This window comes from Corynebacterium sp. HMSC055A01 (assembly GCF_001809405.1).
Taxonomy (GTDB): Bacteria; Actinomycetota; Actinomycetes; order Mycobacteriales; family Mycobacteriaceae; genus Corynebacterium; species Corynebacterium hesseae.
Genome location: NZ_KV797572.1, coordinates 44,147 through 60,244, shown reverse-complemented (window position 1 = coordinate 60,244; position 16,098 = coordinate 44,147). Strand labels below are relative to the sequence as shown.

Annotated in this window: 12 protein-coding genes and 1 pseudogene; 2 read left to right on the top strand and 11 right to left on the bottom strand. The window is 61.5% G+C overall.

Going from position 1 to position 16,098, the window contains the following annotated elements:
* The 3 genes and pseudogenes from HMPREF2604_RS14210 to HMPREF2604_RS06050 all read right to left on the bottom strand — a co-directional run.
* Window positions 1-784, bottom strand: a pseudogene (locus HMPREF2604_RS14210) (adhesin); the annotation flags it as partial.
* Window positions 785-1,388: 604 nt separating this feature from the next.
* Window positions 1,389-2,735, bottom strand: a complete 1,347-nt coding sequence (purT, locus tag HMPREF2604_RS06055) for a formate-dependent phosphoribosylglycinamide formyltransferase (protein WP_070564047.1) — start codon at window positions 2,733-2,735, stop codon at window positions 1,389-1,391.
* A gap of 216 nt (window positions 2,736-2,951) precedes the next feature.
* Entirely contained in the window at window positions 2,952-4,244 is a 1,293-nt protein-coding gene (locus HMPREF2604_RS06050) for an adenylosuccinate synthase (RefSeq protein ID WP_070523587.1), read from the bottom strand.
* 297 nt (window positions 4,245-4,541) lie between these two features.
* On the opposite strand from HMPREF2604_RS06050, the gene HMPREF2604_RS14510 reads away from it, so the two are divergent.
* Both HMPREF2604_RS14510 and HMPREF2604_RS06040 read left to right on the top strand, forming a co-directional pair.
* The gene (locus HMPREF2604_RS14510; RefSeq protein ID WP_118781210.1) at window positions 4,542-4,589 is read left to right on the top strand and encodes a hypothetical protein; all 48 of its coding nucleotides are present in this window, start codon (window positions 4,542-4,544) and stop codon (window positions 4,587-4,589) included.
* Window positions 4,590-5,634: 1,045 nt separating this feature from the next.
* On the top strand, window positions 5,635-6,564 hold the full coding sequence (locus HMPREF2604_RS06040) for a hypothetical protein (protein WP_070564044.1): 930 nt from the start codon (window positions 5,635-5,637) through the stop codon (window positions 6,562-6,564).
* A 210-nt stretch (window positions 6,565-6,774) separates the two neighbouring features.
* On the opposite strand, the gene HMPREF2604_RS06035 is transcribed toward HMPREF2604_RS06040, so the two are convergent.
* The 8 genes from HMPREF2604_RS06035 to HMPREF2604_RS06000 form a co-directional block, all read right to left on the bottom strand.
* Window positions 6,775-7,995 carry an FUSC family protein gene (locus HMPREF2604_RS06035; RefSeq protein ID WP_070564041.1) on the bottom strand — a complete coding sequence of 407 codons (1,221 nt, stop codon included), beginning with the start codon at window positions 7,993-7,995 and terminating at the stop codon, window positions 6,775-6,777.
* Window positions 7,996-8,130: 135 nt separating this feature from the next.
* On the bottom strand, window positions 8,131-9,165 hold the full coding sequence (gene fbaA, locus HMPREF2604_RS06030; RefSeq protein ID WP_070523601.1) for a class II fructose-bisphosphate aldolase: 1,035 nt from the start codon (window positions 9,163-9,165) through the stop codon (window positions 8,131-8,133).
* 185 nt (window positions 9,166-9,350) lie between these two features.
* Complete coding sequence (locus HMPREF2604_RS06025) at window positions 9,351-10,547, bottom strand: glycoside hydrolase family 76 protein (protein ID WP_070562395.1); 1,197 nt, start codon at window positions 10,545-10,547, stop codon at window positions 9,351-9,353.
* A 62-nt stretch (window positions 10,548-10,609) separates the two neighbouring features.
* Window positions 10,610-11,284 carry a TrmH family RNA methyltransferase gene (locus HMPREF2604_RS06020; RefSeq protein WP_070564038.1) on the bottom strand — a complete coding sequence of 225 codons (675 nt, stop codon included), beginning with the start codon at window positions 11,282-11,284 and terminating at the stop codon, window positions 10,610-10,612.
* Window positions 11,277-11,822 (bottom strand): orotate phosphoribosyltransferase, encoded by a 546-nt coding sequence (gene pyrE, locus HMPREF2604_RS06015; protein WP_070523611.1) that lies wholly within the window; start codon window positions 11,820-11,822, stop codon window positions 11,277-11,279. The genes HMPREF2604_RS06020 and pyrE overlap by 8 nt, the downstream gene beginning before the upstream one ends.
* Window positions 11,823-11,938: 116 nt before the next feature.
* Window positions 11,939-13,159 (bottom strand): type III secretion system chaperone family protein, encoded by a 1,221-nt coding sequence (locus tag HMPREF2604_RS06010; RefSeq protein WP_070564035.1) that lies wholly within the window; start codon window positions 13,157-13,159, stop codon window positions 11,939-11,941.
* A 64-nt stretch (window positions 13,160-13,223) separates the two neighbouring features.
* On the bottom strand, window positions 13,224-14,075 hold the full coding sequence (locus HMPREF2604_RS06005; RefSeq protein ID WP_070564031.1) for a sulfurtransferase: 852 nt from the start codon (window positions 14,073-14,075) through the stop codon (window positions 13,224-13,226).
* A 51-nt stretch (window positions 14,076-14,126) separates the two neighbouring features.
* Window positions 14,127-16,098: ATP-dependent Clp protease ATP-binding subunit (locus HMPREF2604_RS06000; protein WP_070564028.1), on the bottom strand; the 1,972-nt coding region annotated here is incomplete at its 5' end.

Genomic DNA, 16,098 nt, shown 5'->3' with positions numbered 1-16,098 from the left:
CCTGAGTCGAACCCTCAGCAAACTTAGCCTTAGTTCCGATCGTCGGAGTCTTAGACTCTCCTTCGTCACCCGGCAGACCCGGTTGATCCGGCGGGAACACTCGCTGGCTCTTTAGACCCATGTTCTTGGTTCCAACAACATCTCCGTTTGGACCAATTACAGTGATATAGAAGCCCTTGTCGTATTGAGGAATCTTTACAGACTCGTCTTTCTCAAATTTCGGATCGACGGGGTTGATAATCCTCAGACCAGTCAGCTTTGTAAACTCTGTGGAATTTCCAGTGAAGCGACTAAAAGTGCCCGCCTGAACGGGATCAGTCAGCACCTTGGTGATCACTTGTGCGGAGGTAGTTTTCGCTTGGGAAGTACCAATCAACGCACCCAAATAGATAGAGTAGTTAAATGCATCTTGCTTGCGACCGCTCTCATAAGCATCGCGCATATTCACCGCAACGTTAATCGCCGCATCATAATACTCATCAGGAATCGGAGCTTTACCTGCTTGAGAGATGAGGTATTTATGGCTAACCTGCGTCGGAATATGCAGACCAGGGTCAATACACCAACCCCATCCAGCATTGTTAGTCTTAGACTTAGAATGTGAGCCAGCCCAGACCGTGTTCCAACTTGGGTCGACACCGCCAGCCTGAGCTCCCTCAGAGCCGTATTTGGTACTAGCTTCAATCTTTACAGGACCATCTGCGGCATCCTGCGCCTTCGCCCAGGGAACGGTGACCATGGCCGCAATCACTGCTATTGCCGTGAAAACAGCAGTAAGGACCATCCACCCCTCTCTGGAGATATTCCTTAATTTACTCATCGTTTCCTCTTCGAATGATGTGAATGTCTACAAGTTGTTCTGCACAGCAGTAAGTTTCCGCTGAGACAATCTGAAATCTGGACGTAGGTTTTTACACCCTGACCGGCGATTCTCCTTAAGAATCTCACGTACTCTTATAGTCCACTCAGGAGACTATCATCACTCACAGCTAGCCGCAAGATAGTTGATTGCTGAATAACTTTTCCTTATACCCCCATTGAGCGATAATTCAGCAGGTAAAACGTGCTGTGCGCTCGACCTTCAGGCCGTTTTTCGCCAATACGTTCCCCTAAATGTTGACACGGCACATAACTCAGATTTTCTTAGATTTTTCCATTTAAGGTTTCTTAAGTTTTTGCATAAGCGTTTCCTTAAGGCGGTGCTGAGCCAACCGACTTCCCGCACGGAAGATGCCCCGCACACCTCTCCAACCTGCCGACAAATAGCCCCCAGAAATGCGCAGAAGTGGCCATGCGTAACACACGGCCACTTCAATCACATTCAGCACCCCGCTCCCCCGCCAAGGCGCAGGGTATCATTCCCCTTAACTTATAACGTCACTGTTTCTTTAATCGTCGGTGGAGCGGATGAGTTTCGGGTCGACGTCGACAACCGGCTCCGGCACCTCAATCAGCTCAATGTCGGAGACGGCATTGGCAGTCGGCTCCACGGGCTGCGAATCACCGTGGACGGTTTTATCAGTATTCGGCCCCACCGTAATCTTTCCGGCCGCGAGTGCTGCCCTGTCGCGGGCGGTCTCAACGTCCTCGGCGGTCGTAGCCACCATGCCCATGCGGCGGCCGGCGTAGGCCCAGGGCTTACCAAACAGGCGCACGTCGGTCTCTTCATAGGATAAGGCGGTGTCGAGGCCGGTGAAGGAGACGTCGTCAAGCTCGGCGTCCGCGTGCAGGATGACCGCAGCACCAGGGCTGACCATCGTCACGTCAATGGGGAAGCCCAGGATCGCGCGGACATGAAGCTCAAACTCCGAGAAGCGCTGCGTGTATCCGGTCAACATGGCGGTGTCCAAAGGGCGTGGTGAGACGGAGGAGAAGTACACCTCATCGCCCGCTACGAAGAGCTCAACGCCGTAGACGCCGCGCCCGCCCAACTCATTGGAGATACGCGCCGCAACGGAGCGTGCGTTCGCCAGGGCATCCTCACTCATCGCCATGGGCTGCCAGGACTCCACCAAGTCACCGTTCTCGTGGCGGTGGCCAATGGGCTCACTAAACCATGTGGCCATCTTGCCCGTAGCCGGGTCGATGGAGCGCACAGCAAGCAGCGTGACCTCATAATCAAAGTCAACGAAGCGCTCCACCACTACGCGCTTGTTATCGGAGGACACGTGGCGCACCATGGCCCAGGCCTCCTCCACATCTTCTTCTTCCTTAAGAAGGACGTGCCCCTTGCCGGAGGTCGTAATATCCGGCTTCACGATGCACGGCAGCCCCAACTCCCCCACCGCCTCTTTGAGCTGTTCAGCGGACTCAGCAAAACGATAGGCCGTTACGGGCAGGCCGATGCTCTCAGCCACCTCACGCACGCTCTCGCGGCACTGTGTTAGCTCACAGGCCCGCGCCGTCGGCACGACGGTGGTGCCGAATTCCTCGATACGCTTCAGCGCCTCCACCGCGACGGTCTCCACTTCCGGGACCACATAGTCCGGTTTGATGCGCTCTGTAAGCTCCCACACCTTGTGCGGGTCCCTGATGTCTGCGATGTAGCTAAAGTGCGCAAGCTGCTGCGCGGGGGCTCCTGCGTAGCGGTCCACGGCGTGGACCTCCAGCCCTAGGTTCTGAAAGGCAATTACCAGCTGCTTGCCCAGCTCTCCCGCCCCCAAAAGAAGCACCTTGGTGGCGTTTCCCGTCAGAGGGGTTCCGATGTGGCCTGCGATGTCGCCTACGGTAGTCATTCTCGAATTATCGCACACTTCTGGTGCTGCATTGCTTGGCGACGTCCCCCAAACCCCCTTCAGAGGCATTAGAGGCATTAAACCGCCCCGCCTCTCCCGTGCGGTGGTTCCTATAGCCATGTGCACGGTGGCACGGGAGAAGTTGGGCGGTTGTTGCGCGGCACCATCGCGGTTAGGCGGCGCCTGAGGTTCGTTCGTCTTGGACTGGCTGGTGACTTACTGGTCCTGCATGACGTCGTGGCGCACGATGGTCTGGTCACGGCCAGGGCCGACACCAATGTAGGAAATGCGGCAGCCGGAGAGTTCCTCCAGACGCAGGACGTAATCCTGAGCCTTCTGCGGGAGGTCCTCAAAAGTCTTGCAGTCAGTGATGTCCTCGTCCCAAGCCGGCATGGTCTCAAAGATGGGCTCCGCGTGGTGGAACTCAGACTGGGTCAGCGGCATCTCGTCGTAGCGCTTGCCGTCAACGTCATAGGCCACGCAGATGGGGATCTCACCGATGCCGGTGAGCACGTCCAGCTTGGTCAGGAAGTAGTCCGTGAAACCGTTGACGCGGGTGGCGTAGCGAGCCACCACGGAGTCATACCAACCGCAGCGGCGCTTGCGGCCGGTGTTGACACCGATTTCGCCGCCGGTGGTCTGCAGGTACTCGCCCCACTTGTCGAAGAGCTCAGTGGGGAAAGGACCAGCGCCCACGCGGGTGGTGTAGGCCTTGATGATGCCCAGGGAAGTCTTAATGCGCGTAGGACCAATGCCGGAGCCAACCGAAGCACCGCCGGCCGACGGGTTCGAGGAGGTCACGAAGGGGTAGGTTCCGTGGTCAACATCCAGCATGGTCGCCTGGCCGCCCTCCATGAGGACGTGCTTGCCGGCATCCAGGGCTTGGTTCAGCTCCAGTTCGGCCTCAATGACCATCGGGCGCAGGCGATCGCGGTAGCTCAGGAAGTACTCCACAACCTGCTCCGGATCGATAGCCTTGCGGTTGTACATCTTCACCAGCATCTGGTTCTTAATGTCCAGGGCGGACTCGACCTTCTGGCGCAGGATGGACTCATCAAAAATGTCCTGCACGCGGATGCCGATGCGGGCAACCTTGTCGGCGTAGACAGGACCGATGCCACGGCCGGTGGTACCGATAGCGCGCTTGCCCAAGAAGCGCTCCTGCACGCGGTCCAGGGTCTGGTGGTAGGGCGCCACGAGGTGCGCGTTGGCGGAAATCTTGAGGCGCGAAGCGTTAGCGCCGCGGGCTTCGAGGCCATCGATCTCATCGAACAGGGCCTCCAAGTTAATGACCACGCCGTTGCCCAGGACCGGGGTGGCGTTTTCAGAAAGAATGCCGGCGGGAAGGAGCTTCAGCTCATACTTCTCGCCGCCGACCACGACGGTGTGGCCGGCATTGTTACCGCCGTTGGGCTTCACTACGTAATCGACCTTGCCGCCGAGGATGTCGGTAGCCTTGCCCTTGCCTTCATCGCCCCACTGGGCGCCGACGATGACGATCGCTGCCATGTTGGTGTCACTTCCTATTTATTGAAGTCAAATACGCACCTACTTTACCCGGCATGGCGGTACGACGGTGGGTTTGTGACATGGTCATCAGGAATTGATGCGGTGTCGGTACGGGTGGGCTAGACGTTTTCGGTGTTTTCATCGTCGGTGCTGCCGTCGCCTGAGCCCTCCTCATCGAAGTAGATGGTGTCATTGGTAAACATCAACCGCGACTTGTCCGGGGTGCTGACGATGATGCCGTCATCGACAACAGCGATTTGGGCTTCAACATCACCGATGCCGATTCGGTAGAGCCCGTTGCCCTCGATCTTTGTGCCGTTAGTTGGGATTTCATCGTCATACTGAGTGAACTCAGTACTGCCCTCTAGAGGCAGGAAGGTCACCAGGTTGAATTCCATACCCTCCGGCATTGGGGTCTTACCACCTTTGATGGACCAAGTCCCGCCGTCGCCATGCGCACAATCAATGGCGTTGTTTTCTTCAATGATGCCGCAGACCATGTTCCAGCCATCGGCGGAGATGGTGAAGAGCTCTTCGCCGCGGAGGTCTTCTTCATCCTTAGCCAAATCCGCGGACTCGGTTGGTTCCGAATCCACGTCGATGAAGAAGATGTCCGAATCCACGCCGTCGAAGGAGGTTTCCATGGACGGCGCCTCGGTTCCTGGGCGTTTGTATGCCTTTCCTTCGACGCCAACGACGTCGCCTTCAGTCTTGGACTCAAAAGTGTAGCCTTCGCCGTCTTCCTCCACCTCGAAGGACGTTGACGTGATGTAGAGGGCATCCTCGTCATAGACCTCACCGTTGACGAAGAAGACAGGAACCTTGACGTCCTCCCCATCAAACTCGCCCTCCAGCACCGCGTAGCTGAGGAACTTGCAAGCGTCGTATTCATCTTCACTGACGCTCACGTCTTCAAATTTCTCGGTCGAGCCCTTCACATAGGCTTCTTTATTCTCGAGGACCTTGCTCAGCTCGGTGTCCTCGAGTTCTTTATTCTCGTCGCAGTCAGCGTTGGTGCTCGAGGAGGACGTGCTGCTCGATGTCGACGTGGCCTTCGACGAAGTAGGCGCCGCCGAACTCGTCGTGGACTCGGCGGCAGCCTCGGTGAATGCTGGCTCCTCGACTTCCGTCAGTGCACCGCCGATGAGGCTGCACGAGCTCATCAGAAGCCCGGCGGTGGATACAAGTGCAAGAGTTGTCATGCGAGTGGACATGGTGCTTACCTCCGGCTGTTAGGGGCTTAAGAATTGATTGCTAAGAAGTTGGGCGTTGCCTTGGAGCCTACTGACGCGCTGTGATGTGCACTACTTTTCCGGGGAAAGCACCGCTGTTTGCGCGCTGTTGGCGGCGCTTTTTAGCGAAGCTCTTTCCACGCTTCTATGCTTCTTGTATGATCTGTGCGCTTGTAGACTGCGGCGGCCACTTCACCGACGCCCATACCACTGCCCTCGTCGAGGCCTCACAGCGCGGAATGCGCGTCGAGCACTTCCGCTTCGCAGAGGTTCCCAGCCGGCAGGAGTTGAAGGCTATTGATGCCCTGGCCAGCGAGATTCTCCCGGAGGATCCCACTCCTTCGCTGGATGAGATTGCCGCACAGCCAGACGTGAGCCACCTCGGTGCGCCGGGTCCAGCGCCCCAGGCCCCGTTCCTGCGTGAGCCACTGCGCATTGTGGTCATCGGCAGCGATGCCGCGCTAAGCGCCGTGCTGACCCGCATGATGCGGGCGGATTACCTGTGGGCCGAGGTAGGCTACGTTCCCACTGGGGAGCACTCCACCGCGGCGATGAATTGGGGCTTAAAAGCTAGCGAAACGGGCCAGGGCCGCCAGGGTCTCGGCGACCAGGGAGCAGTGATGGAGGACGCGCTCTCCTTTGCCATGACCGCACCCGTCAAGCCGGTGCCGCTCATCCGCAATGACGCGGGCCTCGCCGTGGCGGGTTCGGCAACGATTGCGGAGTGGTCGAACGAGGAGATCACCGGTGAGATCATCGTTGACGATGCCGTGCTGCTGCGCGCGGACCGCGAGAAGGATGTTTTCGGAGCAAAGCTTGTGCCGATGACGGATGCGCCGGGCATCGTGGCGGCGAAGGCGGTAACAAGTTTTGAGGCGGACGAAGCACCACGCCGTGGGTTCTTTGCGCGCATGCGCAAGCCTGCCCAACCAGGGCAGCTCGACCCATCCAGCGTCGTGCAGGGCCGGGCGGTACAGGCAGGGGGGCCGGCGCTCAGCGTCAGCGTCGATGGAGTCCGCGCCAAGAGGCCGGTCAAGCGCGTGACGTTCTACCGTCACCTGCGGGACCTACAGATAGTCCGGCCCTAATTCTCGCGGTTGAAGGAAAACGAAAGAAGGATTCGGCCAGCATTACCTTTTCGGCGCTAGGCTCGAAACCGAATCCTCACCGCATGCGCATTGTGCAATGCACCTAGGCGGTCTGCGGAAGACTCTACCACTCCCCCGTGTTCCCTACGAAGCTGGTTGGAAGCGCACACATACCCCAGTTTTGTGCAGCTGAGGCGTGACCTTTTAGCCCTAGTCCTCTTCCCGCACCTCCGGCGGGTAGGCCGGGTGCTTCGAGGTGGGTACCAGCTGCGCCACGGCGGACTCACGCGACATGCCGCACACCATGAGCAGGTCCACGATGACGGAGCGGGTCTGAGCCAGCACAGCATAGGCGGAGAGCACTGCTTCCTCGCCGGCGACGTCCATCGAGCAGCGCGCAGCCAGCTGGCGCAGGCGTTTGACTATCTCCGGAATGGCATGCGCCTCATCCACGCGGCGCTCATGCGCAGTTTGGTGGGTATAGAGGTCGGAGAGCTCCATCGTGATTTCGGCTAGCTCGTCGATAAGCTCCACTTGCTCGGCAGTGGCCTGGTCGCCGTCCTCGGCGAGCACGAGGGCGCGGCGGGACAGCACGCGGGTGCCGCGGACCACGTTATCGACGGGCGTGAGGATGCGCTCCAGCGAGCGGACGTTGCGCTGCGAGCTCCACAGGAAGGGCGAGAGCTTTGCGGTCTCCGCGCCGCCTTTGGTGGCGTTGAGCATGTTGTTAATGTCGTCCTGCGTGCCGCGCACGGCATCGCGGGCCTCCATGATGGTTTCTGGATCATTGTCCGCAAGGCCCCTGGAGACATCGGAGAGAACCGAGGCCGTAATGCCCAGGACCTTCGAGACTTCCGAGCGGCCCGCCCGCAGGGGTGAGGAGGGAATCAGCACAATCATCGTGAGGCCGATAACCGCGCCGATGATGGCGTCGATGGCGCGGGAGAGCCCGCCCATTTCTTCCGGCGGAAGGATGGTGGCGATAAGGATGGCGGCGATGACAATCTGGTTGCTCACCAGCTGCGAGCCCGTGACGAAGGAGCCGATCACCAGCGCCAGACCGATGATGATGGTCATGTGGATGGGGCCGGTTCCGAGGGCGTCGACAAGCAGCGTGCCCACCAGCACGCCCACGATGCCGCCGATAGACATGTCGACGGCGCGCTTGAGGCGGTCACTTCCCGAAAGGCCGAGGATGATGATGACGGCCATCGGGGCAAAGAAGGGCTGCTCGTGGCCGAAAAAGTCATGCGCAACATAGAACGCCAAACCGGCACCGAGGGTGCTCTGAATCATGAACACCAGTCGGTTGCGAATGCGCGTGAAGCGCGACTTCAGAGATTTATCCACCAACCGCAGCTGCTCGCGGGTAGTCCTGCGGACGCGTTTGGCTCCCGGTGACGAATTCGACGATGACTCTTGCGCTTCCATGATTCCGGCATTTTACGCGTTCTGATGATGGGGTTGGGTATGCAAAAGCCACCCCTCGAGGGCGAAGGGTGGCTTGTTGAGATGTGCTGAATCAGCACGGCGTCCAGGAGGAGCCGACGTCAGCTGGACGTTGGTTTACTTAGAAACGGTCTTGCCCACGGAGTGCAGGTCGGTGCAGGCCTCAACCACGCGGTCAGCCATGCCCTGCTCAGCCTTCTTCATGTAGGAGCGCGGGTCGTAGACCTTCTTGTTACCAACCTCGCCGTCGATCTTGAAGACGCCGTCGTAGTTAGCAAACATGTGGCGGGCAACCGGGTTGGTGAAGGCGTACTGGGTGTCGGTGTCCACGTTCATCTTGACAACGCCGTAGCCCAGAGCCTGCTCAATCTTCTCCTTCTCGGAGCCGGAGCCGCCGTGGAAGACGAAGTCGAAGGGCTGGGAGCCTTCTTCCAGGCCGAGCTTCTTCACGACGGTCTTCTGGCCCTCATCCAGGACCTCCGGGCGCAGCTTCACGTTGCCCGGCTTGTAGACGCCGTGGACGTTGCCGAAGGTAGCGGCCAGCAGGTAGCGGCCCTTCTCGCCGGTGCCGAGGGCATCGACGGTCTTCTCGAAGTCCTCCGGGGAGGTGTAGAGGTTAGCGCCGGCCTTGGCCTGAACACCGTCCTCTTCACCGCCGACGACGCCAATCTCAACCTCGAGGATGATGTTGGCGTTGTGGGCCTTCTCGAGGAGCTCCTGGGCAATCACGAGGTTCTCATCGATCGGGATAGCGGAGCCATCCCACATGTGGGACTGGAAGAGCGGAAGCTCGCCGCGGTCAACGCGCTCCTGGGAGAAGGCGATCAGCGGGCGCACGTACTCATCCAGGACTTCCTTCTGGCAGTGGTCAGTGTGCAGCGCAACGTTAATGCCGTAGTGCTTTGCAGCCTCGTGAGCGAAGGCAGCCAGTGCCTTGGCGCCGGCAACCTTGTTCTTCACGGACAGGCCGGAACCGAACTCGGCGCCGCCGGTGGAGAACTGGATGATGCCGTCGGACTCAGCCTCGGCGAAGCCGCGGAGTGCGGCGTTGATGGTTTCGGAGGAGGTGCAGTTAATTGCCGGGAATGCGAAGCCGCCCTTCTTGGCGGTATCCAGCATCTGGTTATAAACCTCAGGGGTTGCAATAGGCATGAAATTCCATCCTTTGGAGTTGCTGTGCAGTAAGCCGTGCCGTCTCACAAACCAGCGAAACAACACGTTCCAACATCCAAGTATGCCTGTTATTGTGGTTTTCCGCCGCGAGAAGCGGTGTGACCTCACTTAAACCCCGGCTCCCATGGACTTAAACAGCCCCTTGAGCTGGGCATATTCTGCCGTCAGGCGGATTCTGACTTGTACTTCACAATTCGGGTGCAGGCTTCCAACAACATCCAACCGGACAATTGAACGGACAAATCGCGCTCGGCCACGCGGATAATACCCACCTTCTGGCCCAAGGAGGAAGGCCCAAAACCGTAGTTGTGGGGCAGCTTTGCATCCGCGGTCCAGTCGGAGCCGAAAATGGGCAGACCGTCCACCTCAAGGCGGTGTTCCCACACGGATTCCGCCGAGGCCGTCACCAGCCGCGCGGCCAGCTTCTTCGTCGCGCGGTTAGCGGGGGAATCACCCGGCAGGCGCACCGCCACGTCCGCGAGGTAGCGAGCAAGGATGCCTTTGAAGAGGCCGCCGTCGCCGTCGCCAGTCTGCCAATCAATGACACCCGTATACGTTGCCATTCCCGTGGCCACCGCCTGGACGAGGCCGCGGATCCGGGTGGTGTAATCCATCATGTCCGCGGCGAGCTCGGCCTCATGAACGGTGTCGATGTCCTCCACGGAGCGCAGGCCCGTCTGCTTCCGCAGCGCCAGCACAATCTCCAAGCAGGCACCGAGCACCACGCCTTGGCAGTAGGGGTGGATGTTGCGAACTACTTCCTGCCCGTCCATGCGCATGCGGATGCCGTCCATGACGAAGCCATCGTCATCGATGAGGTGATCGTAGATCCAGTCCACGATGTGGCGGGCCTCGTCCACGCGCCCCATGCGGGCGAGCATGATAGCGCCTGGCCCGTTGGAAGGAACGTTGAGGAAGGTCTCGCCCTCGCGCCACGGCAGCACGCCCACCTGGGAATCAATGCCATCGCGGATGTTGTGCTGCAGAGCGCCCAGCTTCTTGTAGGGGCGCTGCTTCTTCAGCTCACCGGCACGGGAAATAGCCAGGGCCATCCAGGCCTTGTCATCGTAGTAACGGTTCTTCGTCAGCGCGCGGAGGTTGCGCACATGGATGCCGCGGATGGTATCGGAAATACGCGCGCGGCGGGCCTTGGTGTTCTTGCGCAAGGCGGCGTCGACAAGACAGTCCAAATAGTGCGCCTGCCACCAATAATGCCAGTGCACAAAGAGTGATTCCTTGGTGGTGGGTGGCCAACTCACCACGGCAAGGTTGGTACGGGGCAAGCCCCACACGGCTTGCGCGTGGCGCTCATTGATGGCTGTCTCCGCGAGGTCAGCGCGGTGGGACCATTTCTCTAACACTGTTGTCTCATCATTCTTAAATGTGAATTCGTTACCTAGATGTAAACACAGTGTGCAGGATCTCACCAAGCTTTTGATAAATCCGCATGCTGGCGAATCCACGCATGCATGGCGATGCCTGCGGCCACGCCCGCGTTGATGGAGCGAGTCGAACCAAATTGCGCGATAGAACAGGTCATCAGCGCCGCATCTTGTGCCTCCGGGCTCACTCCGGGCCCCTCCTGCCCGAAGAGGAGCAGGCAGCGCTCGGGCAACTCCGCGGCCTCCAGTGGAACGCACCCGGGGGTGTTATCGATAGCCACGACGGTTAAGCCTTGGTCGGCAGCCCAGGCCATCAGATCACTAACGTTCGCGTGGTGCATGAGGTGCTGGTACCTATCCGTCACCATGGCGCCGCGCCGGTTCCAGCGGCGCCGGCCCACGATGTGGACGGTGTCGACAGCAAAGGCGTTGGCGGTGCGCACCACGGTGCCGATGTTGGAATCGTTCTCGAAGTTCTCGATGGCGATGTGCAGGGCATGCCGGCGCTTATCGATGTCCTCCCGGATCGCCTCGCGCGTCCAGTAACGGTAGGCGTCAACGACGTTGCGGCGATCCCCCTCCGCGAGCAGCTCGGGATCGTACTTCTCCGCCTCCGGGCCCTGCGGTGGCGGGCCCTCCCAAGGGCCAACACCGTGGCGGCCCTCATTCCATTCGGTAGGGCCCTTGGCTTCCGCTTCTTCCTCGGGCTTAGGCAAGGCCGAGGTCCTCAAGGCCCAGCAAGTAGCGGTACTCCAAGCCCTCGGCGGCGATGGCATCGCCGGCACCGGTGTTGCGATCGACCACGGTGGCCACGCCGACGACCTCGGCGCCCGCCTTGCGCAGCGCCTTCACCGCGGTCAGTGGGGAGTTACCGGTCGTGGTGGTGTCCTCGACGACGAGCACCTTCTGGCCCTCAACGTTAAAGCCCTCGATCTGGCGCTGCATGCCGTGCTTCTTGGCTTCCTTGCGGACGACGAAGGCATCGATATCGCGGCCGTCGGCGTGCATGATGGCCAACCCGACCGGGTCCGCGCCCATGGTCAGACCACCAGCGGCGGCATAGTCCCAGTCGGCGGTGAGCTCACGCAGCAGCGCGCCGATAAGCCGCGAGGCCTCGTGCTGCAGGGTGGCGCGGCGCAGGTCCACGTAGTAATCGGCCTCCTTGCCGGAGGACAACGTGACTTTGCCGTGGACGACGGCCAGCTCCTTCACCAGCTCTGCTAGGCGTTGCTTCTTCTGCTGATCCAGGCTCATCGCTCGCTCCTTAAAGTCTGTGGCTTTATAGCCTTGAAAATCCGCCCTGTAGTTTACCCTCTTGCCCCGCGATTGCCCGCGACTAGTGCTGGTGCCAGGCTGGCAGGCCAGCAGGCCTAGTCGAAGATGGAGGAGCCGCCGTCGAAACGGCGTGGGAGGCGGGCCTGGTTATTTTCGGGGGCGGGGTGTTCGTGGCCGTCGGCAATCGCGTCCACCTCGTCCGCACCCAAGCTGGAATGATCAATGGTGCCACGAGCCTCGCTGGTGGTGCGGCTCGGCATGACCACCGGTTCGGTGGGGCGCTGGATGGTCGGGGTGTCGAGGGAATCATCACGATCCGGTACTGCCGTGGGCCCGGTCGGCTCCGGCTGCGGGGGCTCCGGGATATCGCGGCTCGGGTCGAGCTCATCAACGCGCAGCACCTGGGCAGCCTCGGAGCGCGGTGGGAGCACGCGGGCGGAATCGGCGAGCGTGGCCAGCGGTTCGAGCAGCGCTTCCCACTCGGCGCTGCGCGCCTGCCGGGTGGTCTGGGCAAGCGCCCACTCCCCTTCCATCCACACGGCGGTCACCGCGGCGGGAAGGCGGCTCAGCGCGTCGGTGACGCGGGCATCGATGAGGCGCTGTCCCACGCCGGCGTCGGTGGCGAAGACCTCGAAGCCTTCCTCCTCACGCACGTACACCAGATCCTCAGAATGGTTCTCCGCTTCCTCGCCTGCTCGGCGGAAATCAACCACGATGTCGGAAGCCGCGCCGGTGCGCATGGCCATGACGGGGATTGAGCCCATGTCGAAGAGCAGCGTCTCATGGCCACGGACGCTTCCGGCCACGATATCCCGGGGTTCCTGGCCGCGGGCGGCGGCGCCGCGGGTCCACTCATCGGTCAGGTAGGAATCGTGCTTGATGTATTCCCAGCCGCGCTGCTGGCCAAAGGCCTTGCGCTCGCGGCGGGCGCTGCCCGGCACGAGGTGCCTGGCGCGCTCTGCGCGCTCGGCAAAGCTATGCGCTGGTGCCGGTTCTGTGCTTGCTTCTACGGCCGGCTCCGCCTCAGGTTCCGGGGCGGGCTCCGGCTCGGTTGCGATGGCGGGCTCTGCTGTGGGCTCGGGTTCTTCGATGAGTTCAGGTTCGACCTCGGGCTCGGCGGCTTCAGGGGCCACGGCATCGGCTGCGCCGTCGGCGGAATCGGCGGCAATGCCGTCGGCAGAGGCGCCGGTATCGGTGAGGGCCTCGGTTGCTGCATCACCGGCGGAGTGCGCGGCGCGCTGGCGCTGATCCAACCAGAGCACGATCACACCGGCCGCGAGCGCGAGGGCGGCGAGGGATAAGAGTACGAAAGGCATCACTGACCGACTCTAATCGCCCGGCGCGCCCGATAGGCGCTGGCACGCTGGTCACACGAGGATTCTAGACGTGCTCGCGGTCGCCGCGCTCCACGGGATTCTTCGGGTTGGCCGACCACTGTGACCAGCCGCCAACGAAGTGGCGCAGGCCGGTAAAGCCCACGTGCTCCAGAACGGCAATGGTGAGCGCGGAGTGGTTGCCGGAACCGGAGTAGATGATGGCGCCGTCCACGTTCTCCTTGGTCACGCCGTGCTGGTCAAGGATTTCCAGGATTTCTTCCTTGGACTTCCACTCGGTGATGTCCTTCGTGTGGAAGAGGCGCTCGGGCAGGTTGACCGCGCCCGGGATGTGGCCGGCCTTCAAGTCGAGGTTTTCGCGGCGGCCGGCGAAGCGGTTGCGCGTGCGAACGTCGAGAAGCAGGCCCTTGTGTTCCTTGACTTCATCGATGGTGGCCGTGGGCATCGAGCCCGGCTTCACTTTAAGGTTCGAGGTCATGCCCAGGTTGCCCGGGCCGGTGAGCGTGGGCATTGCCTGGGCGCGCCAGTTGGACAGGCCGCCGTCGAGAATGCGGACGTTATGGATGCCCGCCCAGCGCAGCGTCCACCACGCGCGGCCGGCGAAGAGGCCGCGGCCTTCGTCGTAGACCACGACCTCGCTATCCTCACGCAGGCCCCAGTGATCGATCCACTCTTGAATCTTCTCGGTCTGTGGGAGTGGGTTGCGTCCGACCTTGGAGCCCGGCAGGCCCACGAAGGCTGACGCGGCGTCCGCGTACTGGGCGGTTGGAATGTGAAGGGAAGAAAAAAGATTGAAGGCCTCGCCTTCCCCTGGGGCCCAGAGGGAAGCGAGGATGGTCGTCTTGTCACCGCGGTAAATCTTCTCACTCAGCTCGTGAGGGGAGATCAAAATGCTCATGCCCCCAGATCATAGGGGCATGAGCGGGTGCTGGCGACCGGTGAGCGCCGCTTATGCGGTGCGGGCAGCTAGCTCGAGGTGCTCGCCGCCGTCGGCGACGTCAACGTGCACGGTATCGCCGTCCACGATGTCGCCGGCCAGAAGCTTCTTGGCCAGCTGGTCACCGATGGCCTGCTGAATCAGGCGGCGCAGCGGGCGGGCACCATAGGCTGGGTCATAGCCGCGCTCCGCCAGCCACAGCTTGGCAGCGTCGGAGACCTGCAGCGTCAAGCGGCGGCCGGACAGGCGCTCGGCCAAGCCCTTGAGCTGGATGCCCACGATGCCGGAGAGCAGATCCGAGGTCAGCGGCTCAAACATCACCACATCATCAAGACGGTTGATGAACTCCGGCTTGAAGCTGCGCTTGACTTCCTCCATGACCTCCTCCTTGGTGCCGCCGGCACCCAGGTTCGAGGTCAGGATGATGACCGTGTTGCGGAAGTCCACGGTACGGCCCTGGCCATCGGTCAGGCGGCCTTCATCGAGCACCTGGAGCAGCACGTCGAAGACGTCCGGGTGGGCCTTCTCGACTTCGTCGAAAAGCACCAGCGTGTAGGGGCGGCGACGCACCGCCTCGGTGAGCTGGCCGCCGGCGTCGTAGCCCACGTATCCCGGAGGGGCACCGACGAGGCGGGCTACGGAGTGCTTCTCACCAAACTCGGACATGTCGATGCGGACCATGGCGGATTCATCGTCAAAGAGGAAGTCCGCCAGAGCCTTCGCCAGCTCCGTCTTACCCACGCCTGTGGGGCCGAGGAAGAGGAAGGAACCGGTCGGGCGGTTGGGGTCAGCCACACCGGCGCGGGCACGGCGAACGGCGTCGGACACCGCGGTGACGGCCTCCTTCTGGCCCACCACGCGCTCACCCAACACGGACTCCATGTTGAGCAGCTTCTCGGTCTCACCCTGCAGCATCTTGCCGGCCGGGATGCCGGTCCAAGCGGAGACGACCTCCGCGATGGTATCCGGAGTGACCTCCTCAGTGAGCATGGTGTTGTGCTGCTGCTTCGCCTTCTCCTCGGCCGCAGCCAGCTCCTTCTCCAGCGGTGGCATCTTGCCGTAATTGATCTCGGAGGCCAGGGCTAGGTCACCATCGCGCTCCGCAATCTCGGCCTGGCGGCGCAGATCCTCCAGCTGTTCCTTGATTGTCTGCACATCATCGATGGCCTTCTTCTCATTGGCCCAGCGGGCCTTGAGCTCGCCGAGCTTCTCACGCTCATCCGCCAGCTCCTGCTGAAGGGCTGCCAGGCGATCCTTCGAGGCGGCGTCCGATTCCTTCTTCAGGGCCAGCTCCTCAATTTCGAGGCGGCGGACGATACGCTCCAGCTCATCGATCTCCTGCGGGGAGGAGTCAATCTCCATGCGCAGGCGAGAGCCGGCCTCATCAACCAAGTCGATGGCCTTATCCGGCAGAAAGCGGTTGGTGATGTAGCGGTGCGAGAGCTCCGCGGCAGAAACCAGGGCTGAGTCCTGGATGCGCACGCCGTGGTGTACCTCGTAGCGCTCCTTGAGGCCACGGAGGATACCGATGGTGTCCTCCACGGAAGGCTCGGCGGCGTAGACCTGCTGGAAGCGGCGCTCCAGGGCGGCGTCCTTCTCGATGTACTTGCGGTACTCGTCGAGGGTGGTGGCACCGACCAGGCGGAGCTCGCCGCGGGCGAGCATGGGCTTAATCATGTTGCCGGCATCCATGGAACCTTCACCGGTGGCACCGGCGCCGACGATGGTGTGCAGCTCATCGATGAAGGTGATGATCTGCCCATCGGAAGCCTTAATCTCATCGAGCACGGCTTTGAGGCGCTCCTCGAACTCGCCGCGGTACTTCGCGCCGGCGACCATGGAGCCGAGGTCCAGGCTCAGCAGGGTCTTACCCTTGAGGGATTCCGGGACGTCACCCGCCACGATGCGGCGGGCCAGGCCCTCCACGATGGCGGTCTTACCCACGCCGGGCTCGCCGATGAGCACCGGGTTATTCTTCGTGCGG

Excerpts from the sequence above, each read along its gene's own strand:
- purT (WP_070564047.1), bottom strand. The coding sequence starts at position 2,735 with ATGACTACCGTAGGCGACATCGCAGGCCACATCGGAACCCCTCTGACG.
- HMPREF2604_RS06050 (WP_070523587.1), bottom strand. The coding sequence starts at position 4,244 with ATGGCAGCGATCGTCATCGTCGGCGCCCAGTGGGGCGATGAAGGCAAG.
- HMPREF2604_RS06040 (WP_070564044.1), top strand. The coding sequence starts at position 5,635 with ATGATCTGTGCGCTTGTAGACTGCGGCGGCCACTTCACCGACGCCCAT.
- HMPREF2604_RS06035 (WP_070564041.1), bottom strand. The coding sequence starts at position 7,995 with ATGGAAGCGCAAGAGTCATCGTCGAATTCGTCACCGGGAGCCAAACGC.
- fbaA (WP_070523601.1), bottom strand. The coding sequence starts at position 9,165 with ATGCCTATTGCAACCCCTGAGGTTTATAACCAGATGCTGGATACCGCC.
- pyrE (WP_070523611.1), bottom strand. The coding sequence starts at position 11,822 with ATGAGCCTGGATCAGCAGAAGAAGCAACGCCTAGCAGAGCTGGTGAAG.
- HMPREF2604_RS06010 (WP_070564035.1), bottom strand. The coding sequence starts at position 13,159 with ATGCCTTTCGTACTCTTATCCCTCGCCGCCCTCGCGCTCGCGGCCGGT.
- HMPREF2604_RS06005 (WP_070564031.1), bottom strand. The coding sequence starts at position 14,075 with ATGAGCATTTTGATCTCCCCTCACGAGCTGAGTGAGAAGATTTACCGC.